The 22,808-nt window shown below is 32.0% G+C and carries 16 protein-coding genes and 1 other RNA gene; 8 read left to right on the top strand and 9 right to left on the bottom strand.

Annotated features, from left to right (window positions below; translation table 11 throughout):
- Positions 1-34: 34 nt before the first annotated feature.
- The 3 genes from ABI549_RS07975 to ffs all read right to left on the bottom strand — a co-directional run bounded on the left by ABI549_RS07975 (position 35) and on the right by ffs (position 2,232).
- Positions 35-838, bottom strand: a complete 804-nt coding sequence (locus ABI549_RS07975; protein WP_348075934.1) for an SDR family oxidoreductase — start codon at positions 836-838, stop codon at positions 35-37.
- A 246-nt stretch (positions 839-1,084) separates the two neighbouring features.
- The gene (locus ABI549_RS07970; protein WP_348075933.1) at positions 1,085-2,083 is read right to left on the bottom strand and encodes an enolase C-terminal domain-like protein; all 999 of its coding nucleotides are present in this window, start codon (positions 2,081-2,083) and stop codon (positions 1,085-1,087) included.
- 51 nt (positions 2,084-2,134) lie between these two features.
- Positions 2,135-2,232, bottom strand: an RNA gene (gene ffs / locus ABI549_RS07965) — signal recognition particle sRNA small type.
- A gap of 88 nt (positions 2,233-2,320) precedes the next feature.
- Here ffs and ABI549_RS07960 point away from each other — a divergent pair.
- Positions 2,321-3,367 carry a glutaminyl-peptide cyclotransferase gene (locus ABI549_RS07960; protein WP_348075932.1) on the top strand — a complete coding sequence of 349 codons (1,047 nt, stop codon included), beginning with the start codon at positions 2,321-2,323 and terminating at the stop codon, positions 3,365-3,367.
- A 70-nt stretch (positions 3,368-3,437) separates the two neighbouring features.
- A complete protein-coding gene (locus tag ABI549_RS07955; RefSeq protein ID WP_348075931.1) occupies positions 3,438-4,316 on the top strand; it encodes a glycerophosphodiester phosphodiesterase in 879 nt (292 codons plus the stop codon).
- A gap of 64 nt (positions 4,317-4,380) precedes the next feature.
- Here the strand turns inward: ABI549_RS07955 and ABI549_RS07950 are convergent, their stop codons facing one another.
- A complete protein-coding gene (locus ABI549_RS07950; protein ID WP_348075930.1) occupies positions 4,381-6,291 on the bottom strand; it encodes an SPFH domain-containing protein in 1,911 nt (636 codons plus the stop codon).
- A 223-nt stretch (positions 6,292-6,514) separates the two neighbouring features.
- Positions 6,515-7,903: a dihydrolipoyl dehydrogenase gene (lpdA, locus tag ABI549_RS07945; protein ID WP_348075929.1), complete on the bottom strand. Its 1,389-nt coding sequence runs from the start codon at positions 7,901-7,903 to the stop codon at positions 6,515-6,517.
- A 164-nt stretch (positions 7,904-8,067) separates the two neighbouring features.
- Between lpdA and ABI549_RS07940 the strand changes: the two genes are divergently transcribed.
- The 6 genes from ABI549_RS07940 to ABI549_RS07915 all read left to right on the top strand — a co-directional run bounded on the left by ABI549_RS07940 (position 8,068) and on the right by ABI549_RS07915 (position 19,078).
- Complete coding sequence (locus ABI549_RS07940) at positions 8,068-9,282, top strand: methyltransferase domain-containing protein (RefSeq protein ID WP_348075928.1); 1,215 nt, start codon at positions 8,068-8,070, stop codon at positions 9,280-9,282.
- 116 nt (positions 9,283-9,398) lie between these two features.
- Positions 9,399-10,496 (top strand): endonuclease, encoded by a 1,098-nt coding sequence (locus tag ABI549_RS07935; protein ID WP_348075927.1) that lies wholly within the window; start codon positions 9,399-9,401, stop codon positions 10,494-10,496.
- Positions 10,497-10,553: 57 nt separating this feature from the next.
- On the top strand, positions 10,554-12,389 hold the full coding sequence (locus tag ABI549_RS07930) for an endonuclease (RefSeq protein ID WP_348075926.1): 1,836 nt from the start codon (positions 10,554-10,556) through the stop codon (positions 12,387-12,389).
- 173 nt (positions 12,390-12,562) lie between these two features.
- Positions 12,563-14,674 (top strand): endonuclease, encoded by a 2,112-nt coding sequence (locus ABI549_RS07925; RefSeq protein ID WP_348075925.1) that lies wholly within the window; start codon positions 12,563-12,565, stop codon positions 14,672-14,674.
- Positions 14,675-14,760: 86 nt separating this feature from the next.
- On the top strand, positions 14,761-18,423 hold the full coding sequence (gene purL, locus ABI549_RS07920; protein ID WP_348075924.1) for a phosphoribosylformylglycinamidine synthase: 3,663 nt from the start codon (positions 14,761-14,763) through the stop codon (positions 18,421-18,423).
- Between the two features lie 229 nt (positions 18,424-18,652).
- Positions 18,653-19,078: a hypothetical protein gene (locus ABI549_RS07915; protein WP_348075923.1), complete on the top strand. Its 426-nt coding sequence runs from the start codon at positions 18,653-18,655 to the stop codon at positions 19,076-19,078.
- A 119-nt stretch (positions 19,079-19,197) separates the two neighbouring features.
- Here ABI549_RS07915 and ABI549_RS07910 read toward each other — a convergent pair whose 3' ends face one another.
- The 4 genes from ABI549_RS07910 to ABI549_RS07895 all read right to left on the bottom strand — a co-directional run.
- Positions 19,198-20,013, bottom strand: coding sequence for a class I SAM-dependent methyltransferase (locus ABI549_RS07910; RefSeq protein ID WP_348075922.1), 816 nt, complete (start codon positions 20,011-20,013; stop codon positions 19,198-19,200).
- Between the two features lie 39 nt (positions 20,014-20,052).
- Complete coding sequence (locus tag ABI549_RS07905) at positions 20,053-20,568, bottom strand: YetF domain-containing protein (protein ID WP_348075921.1); 516 nt, start codon at positions 20,566-20,568, stop codon at positions 20,053-20,055.
- Between the two features lie 15 nt (positions 20,569-20,583).
- Positions 20,584-21,963 carry a 30S ribosomal protein S6--L-glutamate ligase gene (gene rimK, locus ABI549_RS07900; RefSeq protein ID WP_348075920.1) on the bottom strand — a complete coding sequence of 460 codons (1,380 nt, stop codon included), beginning with the start codon at positions 21,961-21,963 and terminating at the stop codon, positions 20,584-20,586.
- Between the two features lie 120 nt (positions 21,964-22,083).
- A partial coding sequence (locus ABI549_RS07895; RefSeq protein WP_348075919.1) for an AAA family ATPase occupies positions 22,084-22,808 on the bottom strand: 725 nt, incomplete at its 5' end.

Genomic DNA, 22,808 nt, shown 5'->3' with positions numbered 1-22,808 from the left:
ATTTAATATAGTTGTGTAAAATTTGAATGCAAAATTACAATTTATAATGATTCATTAGCATTTTTTCGTAGACTTTATCAGGCAAAATTCTTTTTAGAACAATCGAGAATTTTTGCATAAATGCACCAACCTTATAATGTATTTTAGGGCTTGGGTTTTGAATGATGGCATAAACCGCTTCCGCCATTTCGTTAGGATTGCTACCAGAATCTACGTGTTCATCCATAGATTTTAATGTATTTCCGTATGGAATTTCGTAAGCTGAACCCTTAATAACTGGTGCGTGATAACGACCCGCAGCAATATTAGTTGCAAAATCGCCTGGCGCAATATTTGTAATTTGTATACCAAAAGATTTGGTTTCCATACGAACAGCTTCAGTAATTAGTTCTAAAGCGCCTTTTGATGCCGAATAAATCCCGCGGTAAGGCAAACCCATATAACCCGCAATTGAAGTGACATTGATAATTAATCCAGATTTTTGACTACGCATTTGTGGCAAAACAGCTTTCATCACTTCTATTGGACCGAAGAAATTAGTTTCAAAATGATTCTTGATTTCCTGAGTGGGAATTTCTTCAATTGGTCCAGTAATTCCAACGCCTGCATTATTTATTACGACATCTAATCTTCCTGTTTTTTCAATTACTTTAGCAACTGCTTTCTGAATCGAATTAGCATCACGAACATCGAGTGCTACTAATGGAAAAATTGAATTATCAACTTTTTCTGGGTTTCTACTTGTGCCATAAACAACAAATCCTTTTTGATACAAAAATTCCCCGATCGACTTACCTATTCCTGATGAACCACCAGTTATTAAAACTACTTTACTCATTATTTTTTATTTTAAATGCTAAATTTTAAATGTTGAATTATTTTTATACAAGGCATTCGCTCTTAAAAGTTTCCGCCACAAATTACTCGAATAAACACAGATTAAATGCGTTTTTTGATTACACAAATTTGTGCAATCAAAATTCAAATGTGACGAAAATTAGTGAAAATTGGTGTAATTTGTGGCTAAACTTTTTTTAAGAGCGAATGCCTTGTATAAAAATCATTCAAAATTTAAATTTCATAATTATATTTTAAAAATTCCCAATCCGGGTTTATCTGATAATTGTATTTTTCCATTTATAATTTTACTACCATTTGCTATATCATTTGCAATAAGATTGGCTCCGTCTAAATCTGCATAATCGACCAATGGCGCGAGAACTGCTCCTGCCGAAATTCCAATAGATGATTCGGTCATGCAACCTATCATTAATTTAAAATTTAATGCTCTGGCTTCTTTTATGAGTTGTAAAGCAGGTGTTAATCCGCCACATTTTACTAATTTTATATTGATACTTTGATAATGTGACTGTAAAGTAAGTAAATTTATATTATCCTGACAATCTTCGTCTGCCATCCAATTTGCAAACAAATTACAATCTAAAACCGAATAATTATCAGGTTTCATAGGTTGTTCTATATAACTAAACTGACTAGAAATGGCTTCATTTTGCAACCAAATACAATCTTCTGGTCTAAAACTTCCATTAGAATCTAAGGCTATATTTTTATCTAAAGCTACAGCTACTAATTTTTGAATCGCTTTCTTATCGAAATGATTGCATTTTACTTTAAATTTAGTCCAATTTGACTTTTCAATTTTTTTAATTTGATCCTCTACCGAAGCCACAGAAATAGTGATTGATGATTCTGGAAGTTGATTTATTTCGATAGCGTTTAATTCTAAAAAAGACTTTTTTTCTAATTTTCCGTACAAATCCCAATACGCACAATCAATCGCTGAGCGTAAAAAACTAGGTAATTTTAAACTTAATAAAAAATCGTAAAATGCTGTTGGGTAATTAATTTTTTGATTATCAATTAAAGTTTTAATGGCGCTTAATTTAACTACAAAATCTTCTAATTTAATATGGTAATAATCAATAGCCGTACATTCGCCATAACCTGAAATTCCTTTGTGATTTAATGTAATAATGAGCGCTTCTCTATGAGAATAATTCCCATAAGCTATCGAAAAAGTTTCCTTGAGTTCGAATCGAACAATTTGCCAAGATACATTCATAAAAATAGGAATATCTATAAACAAAAAAATCTGAACAATGTCAGATTTAAAAAATGGCAAGCGACCTACATCGCACCGCTCAACCACATACCTTTGCTGCGTTCCCACCCTGGAGGAGTCTGCAGGAGCTGGTCGTGTAGGACTTGCCAGTGCAAATATACAAACTTTTTGTATTTTTGCAAGCGCATTGTTTTATATAAAATGATGTTATATATTGTAATCGTAAAAAAATTAGAAATGAAAAATTATAAAATACTAATATTCACATCATTACTAACAACATTAATTAGTTGTGGTGATAAAAATAATTCTAAAAATTTATTTTCTATCGATGAAAGTACTTTTAAATCGATGTTTCATACTAGTGATACCATCCATTTATCCTTAAAAAATGAAGCAAACAAAACGATTGATTCGGTTGTTTATTATAATAATGATAAAAAAATTGGTGCTGTAAAAGGAAATTCAGCTTTTAATTATTTGTTAACCAATGAAAAATTGGGGTACCAAAACCTAAAAGCGATTGCGTATTTTGAAGGAGAAAATGCAGAAACAACGACAAGAGTCGAAATGGTATCTAGCGTAGAACCAAAAATACTAACTTATACCGTTTTAAAAACGTATCCTCACGATATTGCTTCGTTTACAGAAGGTTTAGAATTTTATAACGATTTTTTGTATGAAAGTACAGGAAAAACTGGAACTTCTTATGTTAGAAAAACAGAGTATAAAACGGGTAAATCTTTGCAACAAGTAGACATCGATTCCAAATATTTTGGCGAAGGGATTACTTTTATCAATGGTAAACTTTTTCAGTTAACTTGGACAGACTCCACTGGTTTTATTTATGATGCAACTACATTAAAACTGGAAAAAACATTTCAATTTGATAAAAAAATTGAAGGTTGGGGTATGACAAACGACAAAAAAAATATTTATCAATCTGACGGAACAGAGAAAATCTGGAAAATGAATCCAGAAAATCAGAAAATGATCGATTTTATAAACGTTTATACGAATACCAGCAAAATAAAAAATGTAAACGAACTAGAATGGATAAACGGAAAGATTTATGCTAATATTTGGCAAAAAGACGCTATTATTATTATAAACCCTAACACTGGCGAAGTGGAAGCATTAGTAGATTTGTCAGGTTTAAGAAAATTAGCTCATGTAACAACAGATGATGTTATCAATGGAATTGCTTACAATCCTAAAACTAAAACCATTTTTGTTACTGGAAAAAATTGGGACAAAATGTTTGAAATAAAGATTAATAACTAAGAATTAAGTTCTCTTCTTCAATTATTAAATGTTTATAGATAAAATATTGACTATTAAATTGAGATTTTAAATGAAACAATTAATTACTTTTTTATTTCTTATTTCTATTGCTTCTTTTGGGCAAAATTTTGATATTCAAGGACATAGAGGCTGTCGTGGTTTACTACCTGAAAATTCTATCGAAGCCATGAAAAAAGCTATAGATATAGGTGTAACCACGCTAGAAATGGATGTTGTTATTTCTAAAGACCATCAAGTTGTGGTTTCACATGATGCTTATCTTTCGCACGAATTTTGTTTTGACTTAAAGGGCAGCGAAATTACAGAATCCAATGAAAAAGAATTCAATTTGTATCAGATGGATTACGCCCAAATAAGGAAATATGATTGTGGTAGTAAAGTTCACCCTCGATTTTTGGATCAATTAAAATTAAAAACTTATAAACCGCTTTTATCAGAATTGATAGATAGTGTGGAGATTTATATTAAAAAGAAATATCCCAACAAAACCATTCGTTATAATATTGAAACCAAAATCACACCCGATGGTGATGGTGTATTTAATCCTGAACCCAAAGAATTTGTCGATTTATTATTGGCAGTTTTAAAAACTAAAAACATATCTGATAGATTTTATATCCAATCATTTGATGTTAGAACATTGCAATATTTACATAAAAATCATCCTGAAATAAAAACTGTTTTATTGGTTGAAAATAAACTTTCAATTGAAGAGAATATAGCTCTTTTAGGCTTTTATCCTAATATATATAGTCCTGAATTCATATTATTAAATAAGAAAAAAGTGGAATTTTTGCATAAAAAAAATATAAAAGTTATTCCATGGACTGTTAATGAGATTAATGATATGAAGAAATTAATAAAGATGAAAGTTGATGGGATTATTTCAGATTATCCAAATAGATATTTTGAATTATTAAGTAATTAGTATTATAAACAAAAACCCGAAAAAGATTTTTTCGGGTTTTATGATTTAGTAAAATAAATTTAAATTACTTTTTTCTAGTATTTTGATTGTCTGGTTTTGTATCCATCATTTCCATTAACTTCATACCTAACAAGCCACTAATACCGCCTTCAGAACCATTTGTACCAGTAATTAAAACATCTGGAATAACTTTAATATTTCCTTTACCTATTTCTTCGGTAATTTTATATTTTGCAAAATTATCTTCACCCATTGCCGTAACTTGTAATTGATAAGCTTCTGCAGTAGATTTACCAACGGCCATAATTTTTTCAGCTTCAGCCAAACCAGTTTTAGAAATTCTTTCAGCCTCAGCACTTGCCGTAAGTTTTGTTGCTTCTGCCTGTGCCCCTGCTCTAGCCTTTGTTGCTTCTGCTTCGGCATTAGCTCTCATTTTTGTAGCTTCAGCTTCAGCATTTACATTCAATTTTAAACTAGTCGCATCACCTTCTGCTTTTTTTACAGTTGCATCAGCAGTACGTTGTGCAATTTCAACACTTTGTGAAGCTTTTACAATTTCTTTTTGCATATCTGCAATAGCAGTTTCTTTTTCCATTCCCTGGCGTTGTTCTTGTGCCATTTTTTGGGTTTGATATGTTTTTTGTTCTTCTTCTGCAATTTTTCTGTCAGTCAGCGTTTTCATCAAAGATTCTGGTGGAACAATATCACCAATTAAAGTATCTACTGCATTAACATTATATTCATCTAAAACTACTTTGATATGATTTTTCGCAGATTCTTGACGCTCTTTTCTTGTACTTAAAAATGAAATTACATCGCTTTCTTGAGCCGAGTTTCTAAAGTAATTTCCAATAGTAGGTTCTAAAACTTGAGAAACAAGATTATTCATGCTTCCGAATCTTGCAATTACTTTTGGTGCTTCATTTGCAGGAACATGAATAATTTGAGATACATCTAAATTAAATGGAAAACCATCTTTAGAACGAACAGTAATAGTAGATAAATTTTCATCTAAATTATGTGATTCGCTTCTGGCATCAGCCCAGTTTAGTACTAAATTTGTAGTTGGAACTGGTTCTAATTTAGTAGTATATTTATTTAAAGCATATTTTCCTGGTCCAAGTGGCTCCATCCAAACACCACGCTGCCCTTTAGATACAATATTCCCATGTTTAAAAGTATCTCCTGTAACATCCTGACCATCTTCACCAATATAAGAAATGACTACCCCAACATAACCAATTGGCACGTCTGTCATTGGATTTTGTTCGATTTGAATTGCCCAAGTATTAATATAATAAGAACCTGCTAACATAACTTGAGGCTGCAAACCACGGTTTCCACCTTTATTAAGAAACTCATCAAAATCTTGAAAGTTATTATGTCCTACAACATTTGTTCCAGCAATTTGTTCCAATGGTATTGGCTCACCATCTAATGCGGTTACTATTCCAATCATGTTTTCAAATATCTTAATTTGATCAGCAATAACTATTTCAAAGATGAAGGTATTAATTCGATAAGAACCTGTTGTAATAAATGCAGTTTGTCGTCCTTTTTGGCCACCATTATCTAGAAAAGATTTTGCATCCTGAAAGTTATCACTTGGTACTTTTCTTGCTAAGATACGTCCAGTTGGAATCTCTTTTCCATCTTTACTTAAAATTAATCCAATCTTCCCTTCTGGAATAATTGTAAATGAGGTCATATCTACAGAATATTGCCAAATCCACATTCCCCAATATAATCCCGGAGCTAATGTTTGCGCTTGGAAACCAGCTTCTCCTTTTGTAGCAATAATTCTGCTATCTGGTAGCGATTTATCTGCACCAAAAAGAACAAATTTCTTGGTAACTAGACCAATTTTATCTTCGGGAACGATTACCATTCCAAAAAATACTCTTAAAACGAATTTGTAAAAAAGAACGGATAAAATAATTAAGATTATCCACCAAAAGCTAAAAATACTTGTCATGTTTTTTATGTTTATTTATTAAAATTATTCTGATTAAAATTTTAGATCTATGATTATACGACCACTTATTATAAAAGTTACATTTTTGTAATATTATATTTTTTACAACAATTAATCATTTAATTATCAATGCAATATATACCATATAAAAAAACCGCTTTGCTTTCGCAAAACGGTCTCTATATCTAAGAAGTCTAAAAATATGACTCTCTAATAATCTAATTTACAAATGAATCACTTCCCCATAAGCATCAGCAACAGCTTCCATAACTGCCTCGCTCATTGTTGGGTGTGGGTGAATCGCTTTAAGGATTTCATGACCTGTTGTTTCTAGTTTACGTGCTACAACTGCTTCTGCAATCATATCGGTAACACCAGCTCCAATCATGTGACAACCTAACCATTCGCCATATTTTGCATCAAAAATTACTTTTACAAAACCATCTGGTGTTCCAGAAGCTTTTGCTTTTCCTGAAGCAGAAAATGGGAATTTACCAATTTTTAATTCGTATCCTTTTTCTTTTGCTTGTTTTTCAGTTAAACCTACCGAAGCGATTTCTGGAGTAGCATAAGTACAACCAGGAACATTTCCGTAATCGATTGGATCTACATGTAATCCTGCAATTTTCTCCACACAATTAATTCCTTCAGCAGAAGCCACGTGAGCTAATGCTTGACCTGGTGTTACATCTCCAATGGCATAATAACCTGGAATATTAGTTTGAGAAAATGCGTTAACTAAAATTTTATCTTTATCAGTTGAAATTCCTACTTCTTCTAAACCTATATTTTCGATGTTTGTTTTGATTCCAACTGCCGAAAGTAATATGTCAGCTTCAATAGTTTCTTCACCTTTAGCTGTTTTTACGAATGCTTTTACACCTTTTCCTGAAGTATCAATTTTTTCCACAGAAGAAGAAGTCATTATTTTTACTCCTGCCTTTTTCATAGAACGCTCCATTTGTTTCGAAATATCTTCGTCTTCAACGGGAACAATATTAGGCATAAATTCTACAATAGTAACTTCAGTACCCATTGCATTATAAAAATGAGCAAACTCTACTCCTATCGCACCAGAACCCACAATTATCATCGATTTTGGTTGTTTTGGCAAAGTCATTGCTTGTCTGTAACCAATTACTTTTATACCATCTTGTGGTAAGTTTGGTAACTCACGAGAACGTGCACCAGTGGCAATAATTATATGATCTGCACTATATTCTGTAACTTTATTATCTTTATCAGTAACGTCAAGTTTTTTTCCTGGTTTTAGCTTTCCAAAACCTTCAATAACGTCAATTTTGTTTTTTTTCATCAAAAATTGAACTCCTTTGCTCATATCACCAGCTACATTTCTACTTCTAGAAACTACAGCACCAAAATCTTTATCAAATGCGGGAACAATTAATCCGTAATCCGAAGCATGTTTTAGGTAATCAAATACTTGAGCCGATTTTAGCAAGGCTTTTGTTGGGATACAACCCCAATTTAAACAAACACCACCTAAACTTTCTTTTTCAACAACTGCAACTTTAAAACCCAATTGAGAAGCTCTAATTGCAGTAACGTAACCTCCAGGGCCACTTCCTAAAACAATAATATCGTATTTCATAGTATTTTTTATAATGCGTTTTTTCAGATAGCGAAATTAAGCAAATTATAAATACTTTCCAAAAAAGTCTTAATCTCATAAAATCTAAAATATTAAATTAAGTAACAATTGACTTTATGACTTTCGACTATTATATTGTACCTTTGCACCTCAATTTTAGAAAAATGAGATTACATAGAAATTTAGTTTACACCACAATAGATTCATTAAATGCTATTTTTAACGAAGGGGAATATGCAGATAAAGTAGTAGCGCGTGCTTTAAAAAAAGACAAACGTTGGGGAAGTTCAGACCGTAAGTTTGTTGCCGAAACCATCTATGAAATTGTGCGTTGGAAGCGTTTATATGCTGAAATTGCAGAAGTTAAAGAACCTTTCGACAGAGATAATATCTGGAGAATGTTTGCTTCTTGGGCTGTAATGCGTGGTTATCCAATTCCCGATTGGAGACAACTAGAAGGAACTCCTGAACGTAAAATAAAAGGACGTTTCGACGAATTATCTAAAACTAGAGCGATTAAAGAATCTATTCCAGATTGGATGGATGAACTAGGTGTAAAGGAATTAGGCGAAAAAGTTTGGGCTACCGAAATTAATGCTCAAAACCAACCTGCAAAAGTTATTTTAAGAACAAATACATTAAATACAACTCGTGAAAAATTGCGTGCTATTTTAATGGATTTAAATATTGATACTGACATATTAAAAGACCAACCAGATGCTCTAGTACTTAAAGAAAGAGCCAATGTGTTTTTAACTGATGCTTTCAAACAAGGGTTATTTGAAGTTCAAGATGCTAATTCACAGTTAGTAGCTGCTTTTCTTGATGTAAAACCAGGAATGAGAGTAGTTGACACTTGTGCTGGTGCTGGTGGAAAAACCTTGCATTTGGCTTCCTTAATGGAAAATAAAGGACAACTTATCGCGATGGATTTGTATGAAAGTAAATTAAAGCAATTGAAACTTCGTGCTAAACGTAATGGTGCTTTTAATATCGAATATAAAATTATAGACTCTACAAAAGTTATTAAGAAACTAGCTGAAAAAGCAGATAGAGTACTTATTGATGCTCCTTGTAGTGGATTAGGTGTTCTAAAACGTAATCCAGATGCAAAATGGAAGTTACAGCCAGAATTTATTGATAATATTAAAAAAATTCAAGCAGAAGTACTAGAAAGTTATTCAAGAATTGTAAAACCTGGAGGAAAACTAGTTTATGCTACTTGTTCTATCTTACCATCTGAAAATCAGGAACAAATAGCAAAATTTTTAACTACTGAAATTGGAAAAAGTTTTAACTTTATTGAAGATAGAAAAATATTAGCCTCAGATTCTGGATTTGATGGATTTTATATGGCTTTATTAGAGCGTAAAATTTAAAAGTTATACATTTAAAATATTATTAAATCTTAAATTTTAATTAATAAACTAGTTTTTTTATTTTTAATCACAAAATTAGGCTTATGTTTGTCAGCCCAATTTTTTTAAAATTATTTATGAAAAAAATTTACTCCTTTTTATTTTTATTAAGTTCATTAATTATAACTGCTCAATCTGGAGCTCCAGCAAACCCATATTATAATGGGTTTAATTGGACTTTAACAGGTGCTTCTTTAAAAAATGCATTAGCAACTAAAATAATAACTACTCATACCAATTTTATATCTTATACTCCAGGAGTTTGGGAAGCAGCAAAGGTTACGGATTTAGATCCTAATAATTCATCCAATGTACTTTTAATTTATGGATGGGAAAATGCTAGTGATGCTGATGTAACCAATGATTTATTTAGAGATAAAACAATGAATGGTGGTAATACAGGAGACTGGAATAGAGAGCATGTTTATGCAAAATCTCTTGGAACTCCCGTGTTAGTAGATGGTGGGTCTGGAGCTACAAGTGATGCTGGAGAAGATGCTCATCATATTAGAGCAGCTGATGTTCAGAGAAATGCAACAAGAGGAAATTTAAAATTTGCTGCGGGTAGTGGAAATTCGACTTCAGTAACTGGTGGTTGGTATCCTGGTGATAGATGGAAAGGTGATGTTGCGCGCATGATGATGTATATGTATTTACGTTATGGTAGTCAATGTTTACCAACTAATGTTGGAGTAGGAACTCCAGTAGCTTCTGACAGCAATATGATTGATTTATTTTTAAATTGGAATGCGCAAGATCCAGTAGATTTATATGAAGATAATAGAAATACGTATCATGGAAATACATCTAACACTTATGCTCAAGGAAATAGAAATCCTTTTATAGATAATCCTTATTTAGCTACAGTTATTTGGGGAGGTACCGTTGCCGAAAATCGTTGGCCTACAGTATTCTTATCATTAAATGATTACAATGCTTTAGCAGAAGTTAGTGTTTATCCAATTCCTTCTAATAATAATCAAGTAAATATTCATTCTGAAATAGCATTAGACGAAATTGATTTAATCAATATAAACGGACAAATTCTTCAACAAATTAAAAGACCAGAATTTCAAGATAAAAACTATACACTACAAAATTTACCTAAAGGATTTTACTTTTTGAAACTATCCGCTAACAATGCATCAGAGATAAAAAAAATAATAATAAATTAAATTACTACTAATAATTAAATCCTTAATCAGATTCCCAAATCTTAAACTTTAAAATTTATGAAACAAAAAATTACAATATTACTTTTACTAATTTCTTTAGTATCATTTGCTCAAATTCCTACGGGTTATTATAATACAGCAATAGGAACTGGAGCAAGCTTGAAAACTCAGTTATATAATATTATTAAAGATCATACAGATAATGGATATGCTGGATTATATGTAACATATCAAACATCTGACATTGACAATTTTTATGAAAATGACGGAACAATAATGGATATGTATTCAGAACGTCCGACTGCTGTCGATCCTTATAATTATACTTCTGGATCAACACAGCGTTGTGGAAATTATAGTGCAGAAGGTGACTGTTACAATAGAGAACACATGATTCCTCAATCGATTTTTGGATCTGCTAATCCAATGGTTGCCGATGCTCACTTTATTACCCCTACTGATGGTAAAGTAAATGGGGAACGTTCTAACTTTCCACATGGTAATGTAGCTTCAGCTTCTATTACTACTCAAAATGGAGGGAAATTAGGTTCAAGCGCCATTCCAGGTTATACCGGAACTGTATTTGAGCCTATAGATGAATTTAAAGGAGATATTGCTCGTATGTATTTCTATTTTGTAACAAGATATGAAAATACAGTGTCTAGTTATTCTTATGCCGCATTTAGTGGTAATACTTATCCAGCTATTGACCCATCTTTTTTAGCGATGCTTATAACTTGGAATAATAATGACCCTGTAAGCGCATTCGAAATCGCTCGAAACAATGCTATTTATATAAGACAAAATAATAGAAACCCATATATTGATCATCCAGAATATGTTAGTTTAGTTTGGGGAGCTGGAAGTTGTCCCGCAGATACACAATCTCCAACTACTCCAACTACATTTACTGTTACTAGTGTTACTTCATCTACGATTTCTTTATCTTGGACTGCCAGTACTGATAATATTGGTGTAACTAACTATGACATTTATGTTGATGGTGTGAAATATGCTTCAAGTGGTGGTGCTACATCAATTACATTAACAGGATTAGATGCTGCAACAACTTATTCTATATATGTAGTAGCTAAAGATTGTCAAGTAAATATTTCTTCGCCTTCTAATACTGTAAGCGCAACTACTACTGCAATTGTAGCAGGAACTGCATCGGATTTATTCTTTTCAGAATATGTTGAAGGAACTAGTAATAATAAAGCATTAGAGATTATCAATATAACAGGATCAACAATAGATTTATCAACTTATTCAATTAAAAGACAAACTAATGGCGCTGGAGCTTGGAGTAGTGGATTAGTTTTAAGTGGTAATTTAGCAGATGGAAGTGTCTATTTTATTACAAACAGCTTAACAGCATCTCCTTGTGTTCCGAGTAGAACAGCTGATTTATCTACAGCAGCTGGCGAAATGACTTTTAATGGAAATGACCCTGTGGGATTATTCAAAAGCGGTACTTTAATTGATATTATTGGTACTCTTGATGGTGGTTCAGCTAATTTTTCGATAGATGAGACGTTGAGACGTAAATCAACTGTTACCTCTCCTAATACTACTTTTAATAAGACTACAGAATGGGAAATATTGCCAACCAACACTTGCGATGGTCTTGGTAATGCAACTTTGAATACAGATAATTTTAGTTCTACTAATTTTAAAATTTATCCTAATCCTTCAAATGGAAATTTTAAAATTGATTTTGAAGATTATGGAAATTATTCAGTAGAAATATTTTCTTTAATAGGACAAAAAGTATTTGAAGAAAAAGAAATTAATAAATCTTATATAACAATTTCTCATCTTCAAACTGGTATGTATCTAGTCAAAGTAACTAAAGATAATAAATCAATTATTAAAAAAATTGTTATTAACTAATTAAAAAGCGGCAAATTTGCCGCTTTTTTTATGTCTAATTTTAATGTAAGTCATTAATTATCAACAATTAAAACTTAACAATTAGTTAATATTGATTATTTTATTTATATATATTTTTGCATGGCTATTAAAGTTTAACCAAAATAGGCTACTAACCAACAAAAAATATATAAATGAAACTAAAATTACACTTACTCGCTTTACTATTTTCAATTTATTCATTTGCTCAAATTCCAACAGGATATTATAGTACCGCAACGGGAACAGGTTATACCCTCAAAACTCAATTGTATAACAAAATTACTGCACATACAAACAATGGTTACGCAGGTCTTTGGACCACTTATTCTACCTCGGACAGAGATAATCAATACGAAAATGATAATTCTATAATAGACATCTATTCAGAAAATCCAACAGGTGTTGATCCTTACAAATACGTATACGGAACTAGCCAATGTGGAACTTATAGTACTGAAGGTGGTTGCTATAACAGAGAACATATTATTCCACAATCTGTATTTAATTCTGCATCACCTATGGTTGCCGATGCTCATTTTATTCCGCCAACCGATGGAAAAGTAAATGGTATGAGAAGTAATTATCCTCACGGAACGGTTGCAACTGCTACATGGACTTCATTAAATGGAAGCAAACTGGGTTCAAGTTCTGTTTCTGGATATACTGGAACTGTTTTTGAACCAATTAATGAATTTAAAGGTGATGTTGCTCGTATGTATTTTTATTTTGCTACTTGTTATCAAAATACTGTAGCAACTTACACTTATGATATGTTTAACGGAACAAGTAATCAGGTTTTTACTACTCCTTTTTTAAATATGCTTTTAGCTTGGAATGCTCAAGACCCCGTAAGTGCTAGAGAAATTGCTCGTAACAATGCTATTTATGTTCGTCAAGGAAACAGAAACCCATTTATAGATCATCCAGAATATGTAAATATGATTTGGGGAGGTGGCGTACCAACTTCAGATAGCCAAGCTCCAACAGTTCCAACAAATTTAGTCGTTTCATCAATTACAGCAACATCTTTAAATTTATCTTGGACTGCTTCGACTGATAATGTTGGTGTTACAGGTTATAATGTTTATATGAATGGTGTTCTTAAAACTACGGTTACTTCAAATTCTGCTTCAATAACTGGACTTATAGCTTCAACAGCTTATTCTTTTTATGTTAAAGCAAAAGATGCTGCCGCAAATAGTTCTTCTAATAGTACAACTATAAATGCAACAACCTTAACAGCAGCAGACACACAAGCCCCAACAAGTCCAACAAGTTTAATAGCATCAGGAATAACAACCACCTCTATAAATTTAAACTGGACCGCTTCGACTGATAATATTGCTGTCACAGGTTATGATGTATATATGAATAGTACTTTGAAAACATCTGTTACAACAACTAGTGTTTCAATAACTGCCTTATCAACTGGAACTACTTATTCTTTTTATGTAAAAGCTAAAGATGCTGCTGGAAATGTTTCAGCTGCAAGTAGTACAATTAATGCTACAACGACAAGTGCTTCATCTATTAGTGATTTATATTTTTCTGAATATTTAGAAGGTTCATCTAACAATAAAGCCTTAGAAATTTCAAATGCTACAGGCGTTTCTGTAAATCTTTCTACTTATAGTATAAAAAAACAAACAAATGGTGCTGGTGCTTGGAGTACAGGAATAACACTTTCAGGAACAATGGCAAACAATTCAAAATATGTAATTGTAAATAGTTTGATTTCATCAGCTTGCTATTCTACAACAACTGCAAATTTATCTACAGCTTCAACAGATATGACATTTAATGGAAATGATGCTATTGGATTATTTAAAAATGGTGTTCTTATAGATGTAATTGGAACCTTCAATGGTGGTACAGCAAATTTTTCGACCGATGAAACTTTAAGAAGAAAAACTACTGTAACTGTCCCTAAATCTACTTTCAATAAAGCAACCGATTGGGATGTTTTTGCTATAGATACTTGTACAGGATTAGGAAATAAAATAGGAAACACAAACGAAATAAAAGTAATAACAAATACTGATTTTAATATTTATCCAAATCCATCAAATGGAAATTTCAATATTAATTTTGGTAATTCAAACGAAAACTACTCTATCGAAATCTATTCGTTAATAGGTCAAAAAGTATTTGAGAAAGAAAATGTAAATACAACGATATCCATTTCAAATCTAAAAACTGGAATTTATTTAATTAAAGTGACCAAGGGAATTGAATCGATAACTAAAAAGATGATTATCAAGTAAATAGAAAAGCGGCAGAAATTGCCGCTTTTTTTATTCAAAATTTAATCTTTAATTATTAAATTTGCACAACTACAAACAACAACACTATGATTTCTTTCTTTGGAAACAAAACCAAAACTATTTTTGCTGTTCAATCGCAAAGCGAACTATCAACAGAAGACATCAACAAATTAAACTGGCTTTTTGGTAGCGCAAATAAAATAGAAAAATCCGTACTTACGGATTTTTTTGTTGGACCACGTGCCGCTATGATTACACCTTGGAGTACAAATGCTGTTGAAATTACTCAAAATATGGGGATTTCTGGAATCATCAGAATAGAAGAATTTGAAAAATCGACAGCCGATTTTAATGATTTTGACCCAATGCTTTCGCAAAAGTATTCAGAGTTAAATCAGGAAATTTATACCATCAATATTAAGCCAGAACCCATTTTAGATATTGAAGATATTAATGCGTACAACAAACAAGAAGGCTTGGCTTTGAGTCCAGAAGAAGTGGACTATTTAAATAATTTATCAACTAAATTAGGTAGAAAATTAACCGATTCTGAAATTTTTGCTTTCTCACAAGCGAATTCTGAGCATTGTCGACATAAAATTTTTAATGGAACATTTGTGATTGATGGAGTGGAAAAACCAACATCATTATTCAAATTAATCAAAAAAACATCAGCCGAAAACCCAAACGATATTGTTTCTGCATATAAAGATAATGTGGCTTTTGTAAAAGGACCTCGTGTACAACAATTCGCTCCAAAAACAGCCGACAAACCTGATTTTTATGAAATTAAAGAATTTGATTCAGTTATTTCTGTAAAAGCAGAAACACATAATTTTCCAACGACTGTTGAGCCTTTCAATGGTGCAGCCACGGGTTCTGGTGGAGAAATACGCGACCGTTTAGCAGGAGGACAAGGTTCGTTGCCATTAGCGGGAACAGCTGTTTACATGACTTCATACTCGCGTTTAGCAGAAGAACGTCCTTGGGAAAACGGAATGACAGAAAGACCTTGGTTATACCAAACACCAATGGATATTTTGATTAAAGCATCTAACGGAGCTTCTGATTTTGGTAATAAATTTGGGCAACCACTTATTACTGGTTCAATATTGACTTTCGAACATGAAGAACAAGCTCGAAAATTAGGTTACGATAAAGTAATCATGCAAGCGGGAGGAATTGGTTACGGTAAACTAGACCAAGCCATAAAGAAAAAGCCACAAGCTGGCGATAAAATCGTAATTCTTGGTGGCGAAAATTATAGAATCGGTATGGGTGGAGCTGCCGTTTCTTCAGCAGATACTGGTGCTTTTAGTACAGGTATCGAATTAAATGCCATTCAACGTTCTAATCCTGAAATGCAAAAACGTGCTGCCAATGCCATTCGTGGTTTGGTAGAAAGCGATCATAATCCAATTGTTTCTATTCATGATCATGGTGCTGGAGGACACTTAAACTGTCTTTCAGAATTAGTAGAGGAAACAGGAGGTTTAATAGATTTAGATAAATTACCTATTGGAGACCCTACTCTATCTGCCAAAGAAATTATTGGTAACGAATCTCAAGAAAGAATGGGATTGGTTATTGGTACAAAAGATATCGATATTTTACAAAGAATTGCTGAGAGAGAGCGTTCGCCAATGTACCAAGTGGGTGATGTTACTAATGATCATCGTTTTACATTTGAGTCGAAATCAACAGGTGCAAAACCTATGGATTATGCCTTAGAAGATTTCTTCGGAAGTTCTCCAAAAGTGGTTATGACTGATAAAACGATAGACCGAAACTATTCAGAATTAGAATATACTCCAGCTAAAATTGTAAATTATTTAGAGCAAGTATTACAATTAGAAGCGGTTGCCTGTAAAGATTGGTTAACCAATAAAGTAGACCGTTGTGTAGGTGGAAAAGTAGCCAAACAACAATGTGCAGGACCATTACAGTTACCGTTAAATAATTGTGGTGTCATGGCATTAGATTATAAAGGAAAAGAAGGAATTGCCACTTCTATAGGACATTCGCCAATAGCTTCTTTGATTGATCCTGTTGCAGGAACTAGAACAGCTATTGCCGAATCTTTATCAAATATTATTTGGGCACCTATTAAAAATGGTTTAGACGGTATTTCACTTTCAGCCAACTGGATGTGGGCTTGCAAAAATGGAGGAGAAGATGCAAGATTATACGAAGCAGTAAAAAGCTGTTCTGATTTCGCTATCGAATTGGGAATTAATATTCCAACTGGAAAAGATTCACTATCGATGAAGCAAAAATATCCAAATGACGAAGTAATTGCGCCAGGAACAGTAATTATTTCAGCCGCAGGCAACTGTACCAATATCACTAAAGTAGTAGAACCTGTTTTGCAACGTAACGGAGGTAATATTTACTATCTTAATTTAACACAAGATTCATTCAAATTAGGAGGAAGCTCATTTGCTCAAGTTTTAAACAAAATTGGTACTGAAGTTCCTACTATTAAAAATGCTACTTTCTTTAAAAATGCTTTTAATGTCTTACAAGACTTAATTAAAGAACGTAAAATTAAAGCCGGACACGATATTGGTAGCGGAGGATTAATTACCACTTTATTAGAAATGTGTTTTGCCGATGTGAATTTGGGAGCAAAATTCGATTTATCTACTTTAGGTGAAAACGATTCGGTAAAAACTTTATTCAACGAAAATATTGCAATAGTTTTCCAGGCAGACGCTGAAGTTGAAAGTATATTTTCTCAAAATAATATCGAAATTTTTAATATAGGTTCGGTAGTTGAAGGAAATACAATTTCGATTAAAAATTTTGATGACAATTTTAATTTTGATGTAGCGCAATTAAGAGACACTTGGTACAAAACATCTTTTCTTTTAGATTCAAAACAATCAAAAAACGGAACAGCATTAGAGCGCTACAATAATTATAAAAACCAACCACTAACCTACTCTTTTCCATCTCATTTTGATGGAAAAAAACCAGTAATCGACAATTCAAAACCACGTCCAAAAGCGGCTATTATTCGTGAAAAAGGAAGTAATTCGGAACGTGAAATGGCAAATGCAATGTTCTTAGCAGGTTTTGATGTAAAAGACGTACACATGACCGATTTGATTTCAGGTCGTGAAAATCTAGAAGATATTCAATTTATTGGAGCGGTTGGAGGATTTTCTAATTCAGATGTTTTAGGTTCGGCTAAAGGTTGGGCTGGAGCGTTTTTATATAACGAAAAAGCAAACACCGCTTTAAAGAACTTCTACAAAAGAGAAGACACCCTTTCGGTTGGTATTTGTAATGGTTGTCAGTTAATGATGGAATTAGAACTAGTAAATCCAGAGCATAAAATACATGGAAAAATGCTTCACAACAATTCACAAAAACATGAAAGTATTTTTACATCAGTAACCATTCAAAAAAACAATTCAGTGATGCTTTCTTCATTGGAAGGCGCAACTCTTGGCGTTTGGGTTTCCCATGGAGAAGGAAAATTTAATTTACCAGAAGTAGAAGAAAATTATACTATTGTAGGAAAATATGCTTACGAAAGTTACCCTGCAAACCCTAATGGTTCCGATTATAACACAGCCATGATGTGTGATAGCACTGGAAGACACCTAGTAATGATGCCACATATAGAGCGTTCTACTTTTCCTTGGAATTGGGCAAATTATCCAACCAATAAAAAAGATGAAGTTTCGCCTTGGCATGAAGCATTTGTAAATGCTAGAAAATGGGTTGAAAACAAAAAATAATAATATCTTTTCTTAATTTGATTCTCTTAGCACTATCCTAAAATCATATAGTTTTAAAAAGATAAGAGTTCGATTTTTTAACTAAAATTGAACTCTTTTTTATTATTCTATGTTTGGGAGTACCCATATTTGTTAATAATTAAATTATACAACTATTTTAGATAATTCTATAACATTCCCATAAAGCTATACTAGTAACTTTGAATATATAATTTTAAAGAATTCAATTATGAAAAATCGAAGTATAATACTAGCATTAGCATTAAGTATAGGGTTGTTAACAGCCTCTTGTAACCATGATGATGATGGAAATGGAGGAGAAACTATTGTTCCTTTAACAGGAAAATGGGAAATTAGCAAAATAGGTACTACTAGTGGAGGTACAGAAACATTAACTGATGCACCACAAAATCAAAGCGGGTGTAATAAAGATTATATGGAGCTAAAAATTGACAATACTGTAATTGAAGGAGATTATGATTCGACTCTTGCTCCATGTTCATTTACTACTGATTCGGGAATTTATTCTAGATCACATAATAACTTAACCAGAGCTATTGATGGAGTAACTACTGTTCAAGACATTGTAAATCTTACCATTCATGAGCTAAAGTTAAAAGATGCAAGTGGTAATATTGAAGTTTATGTTAGATAATAGTTTATTTATCTTTCACTGAAATTCTGACTTTTTAAGAATGAGTTAAAAAGCGGAAATAACTTAATAGTTATTTCTGCTTTTTTAATATCTTACTTTCAGATAAAATATGTTAAATACTACTTCTTCCGAAGTAACATTGTTGTATGCATACAAGAATAAACCTGTTCTATTTTTGTAATATTCCAATCTTTTGCTACCATTTTTGCTATTATTCTAGTTTTAAAAGCATTATTTAGCGGCAATAAATTCATTAGTACACCATATTTACTTTTTCCTAAAATCCCTCTAATTTCGATAACATCAAAATTAGTTTTTATTTTAGATAATGTTGTTTTTGTAAATGGCCATTCCCAATCTTTATCACTCTGAAAAGGCCTGTATAAAGCCCTTATGATTTTTATTGGAAAACTAGTTTCTAATGGATCATAAGATACAATAACACCATTTGTAACTAATTTTTCTTTTAATTTTGTAATTAATAAATCAAAATTTTCAAAATGATGTAAAACGCCATAGGCATAAATAACATCGAAGTTAGTTTGAGGAAATTCTGGTGATAAAAAATCGACTGCAATGGCTGAGGCATTTTTACAATTATTTTGTTCTATTTTTTGTTGAAGAACAGCAATTGAAATATCACTTAAATCGATTCCTATATATTCCTTGGCATTTTGTGCCATATAAATAGATAAATAATTACCTTTTAAACAACCTAAATCTAGTATTCTCTTGTTACTAATATCTCCAAGCCAAATCTTGTGTTCTTCATAAACCCGATCTTTGATATCAAATTTTTGTCTAAAATTACTTAAAATTCCATTTCTAAAAGCTGCCCATAAAATTGTTGCAATATTGCCTTTAGATTTTTCTTCTGAGTTATAAAAATCTTTTTGACGCTTATTTATTTCTAATATTTCTTCTGTCTCTTTCATTATAATTGCCTCAATTTGGGTATTGTTAATGTTACGCTTTTATTTTTTACCAGCTAAATTTTTATGAATAATTTTCTTTTTGAAATGAGTTTGTTTTAAATATTCGTTTCCAGAAATAATACTAATATTTCCGTCTATTTCAAACATGGCTAATTTTACTTCATTATAATGCTCCAGACCATGTTCACGAATGGCTTCTTCAAGTTCATCGGAAGTAATTCCTAATCGAGCAAGCGTTTTGTAATATGTTATTCCATTATGTATCAAAATTTCTGGTTTATCTTGTACTAATTTTTTAATAAAGGAAGATTTTAGCATTACTTTTTTAAAAATATAATTGATGCAAAACAAAGCAAATGCAGCAATAATTCCACTTATAAGTGAAGTATTAGCGCCAACCATTGCATTTTGTACAGAGTTACTTATCAGCAAAATAAGAATAACATCGGCAGTATTTAGCTGTGACAATTCTTTTTTACCAAATATTCTCAAGGCTATTAAGATGAAGAAATAGATCGTAACACTTCGTAAAACAATGTCAATATATTGATTCATTGGATATAATTGGTTTTAAAAAGTAGATTTTATTTTAAAGTTTTTCTCAATAGCTAAAATCATTTCACCTGCAATATCTTTATGTGTTGCACCTTCTATACCTTCTAATCCAGGCGACGAATTTACTTCTAATAATAGTGGTCCTTTTGAAGAACGGATAATATCTACACCAGCTACTTTAAGATCCATTGCTTTTGCGGCTTTAATTGCGATTTTCTTTTCTTCAGGTGTTGGTTTTATAACTGATGCAGTTCCGCCTAAATGTATATTAGCACGAAATTCTCCCGCCAAAGCTTCGCGTTGTATTGTGGCTACTACTTTACCATCTACAACAAACAATCGCAAATCTTTACCATTGGCTTCTTTGATGAATTCTTGTACTAAAATATTAACATTTAAACTCTTAAAAGCATTTATAACAGATTCAGCTGCTTTTTTTGTTTCTGCTAAAACGACTCCTTTTCCTTGTGTTCCTTCTAATAATTTTACGATAAGTGGAGAACCACCAACCATTTTTATCAAATCGTCAGTATCTAAAGGAGAATTTGCAAATCCTGTAGTTGGAATATCAATCCCATGATTAAGAAGCAATTGCAAAGAATATAATTTATCTCGAGACTGTGTTATTGCTGCTGATGAGTTTAAACAAAAAACCTTCAATGCTTCGAATTGTCTGGTGAGCGCACAACCATAAAAAGTAATGCTTGGACGAATTCTAGGAATTACAGCATCAAAATTATCTAATACTTTTCCGCCACGATAATGAATTTCAGGATTAGTGGCATCGAGTTTCATATAGCATTCTTTAATATTCAAAAAATGCATTTCGTGTCCACGCATAGCTCCAGCTTCCATAATACGTTTATTACTATATAATTCGGGGTTGCTGGCAAGAAGACCAATTTTTAGCCCTTTTTTTACTTCATCAGAATTTTGGTAAAATGTTTTTATAGATTCTAAAGTAGGTTGTCCTAATAAATATTTCTGTTCAGGATCGACTAAAACTCTTCCGCTCATGGCCTCACGACCTAAGAGCATACGAAAACCCATCGAATCTCGATTGGTCAATGTCATTTCTATTTTCCAAATAGCTTCTCCAATTTTTAATTCTGTTTGTATCACAAAACGTTGTTCACGATAACCACTGGAACTTTTCACAACACGCTTGTCAATCAATTTTGCTTCACAATGTTTGACCGTTTTGGTGTTATTTTGAATTGGATTGATATCAAACTTGACCCAGTTTTCATTATCACGAATAAAAGGAGCAATATTTACTGCATGTAATGCCGATGTTTTTGCGCCTGAATCTACACGGGCTTTGATCACTGGAATATTTAAATCTGGAAACGAACACCATTCTTCACTACCTAGAATTAGTTTTTGTGCTAACATATTTATGGGATATTTTAATAAATCAAAAGTAAATATTTGAATTAATAAAAGAGGGTTATTTTTAAAATAAAAAACCATCTAATCCTAAGAAAAGATGGTTTTAATATATTGTCAAAAAAATTAACTCGTTGGTTCTTCTGCTTTTTTCTCAATAGTAACTTTTAACTCAGTTTCTCCTTCTTCAAAATCCATAAAAATCTCGTCTCCAGAAGCAATTTTTGAGGTGATAATTTCCTCAGCAAGAACATCTTCAACATATTTCTGAATGGCTCTTTTTAGTGGGCGAGCACCAAATTGTCTGTCAAATCCTTTTTCAGCAACATAAACTTTTGCTTTGTCTGACAATGAAAGTTTATAACCCAATTCTTTAACTCTTGCATATAATTTATTTAATTCAATTTCAATAATAGAATTAATATCTTCTTTTTCTAAAGCATTAAAAACAATTACATCGTCAATTCTGTTCAAAAATTCTGGTGCAAATGTTTTCTTTAATGCATTTTCAATAATACTTTTCGAATTATCATCAGCTTGAGAAACTTTGGCAGCAGTACCAAAACCAACTCCTTGACCAAAATCTTTGAGTTGTCTTGCGCCAACATTAGAGGTCATAATAATAATGGTATTCTTAAAGTCGATTTTGCGACCTAAACTATCTGTCATAAAACCATCGTCAAGTACTTGCAACAGTATGTTAAAAACATCTGGATGCGCTTTTTCTATTTCGTCTAAAAGAACTACACAATAGGGTTTGCGACGCACTTTCTCGGTTAGTTGCCCGCCTTCTTCGTAACCAACGTATCCTGGAGGTGCTCCTACTAAACGCGAAATAGCAAATTTCTCCA

The organism is Flavobacterium sp., assembly GCF_039932285.1.
Lineage (GTDB): Bacteria > Bacteroidota > Bacteroidia > Flavobacteriales > Flavobacteriaceae > Flavobacterium.
Note: the sequence above shows the minus strand (reverse complement) of the source record. Positions and strands in the feature narration are given on the sequence as shown.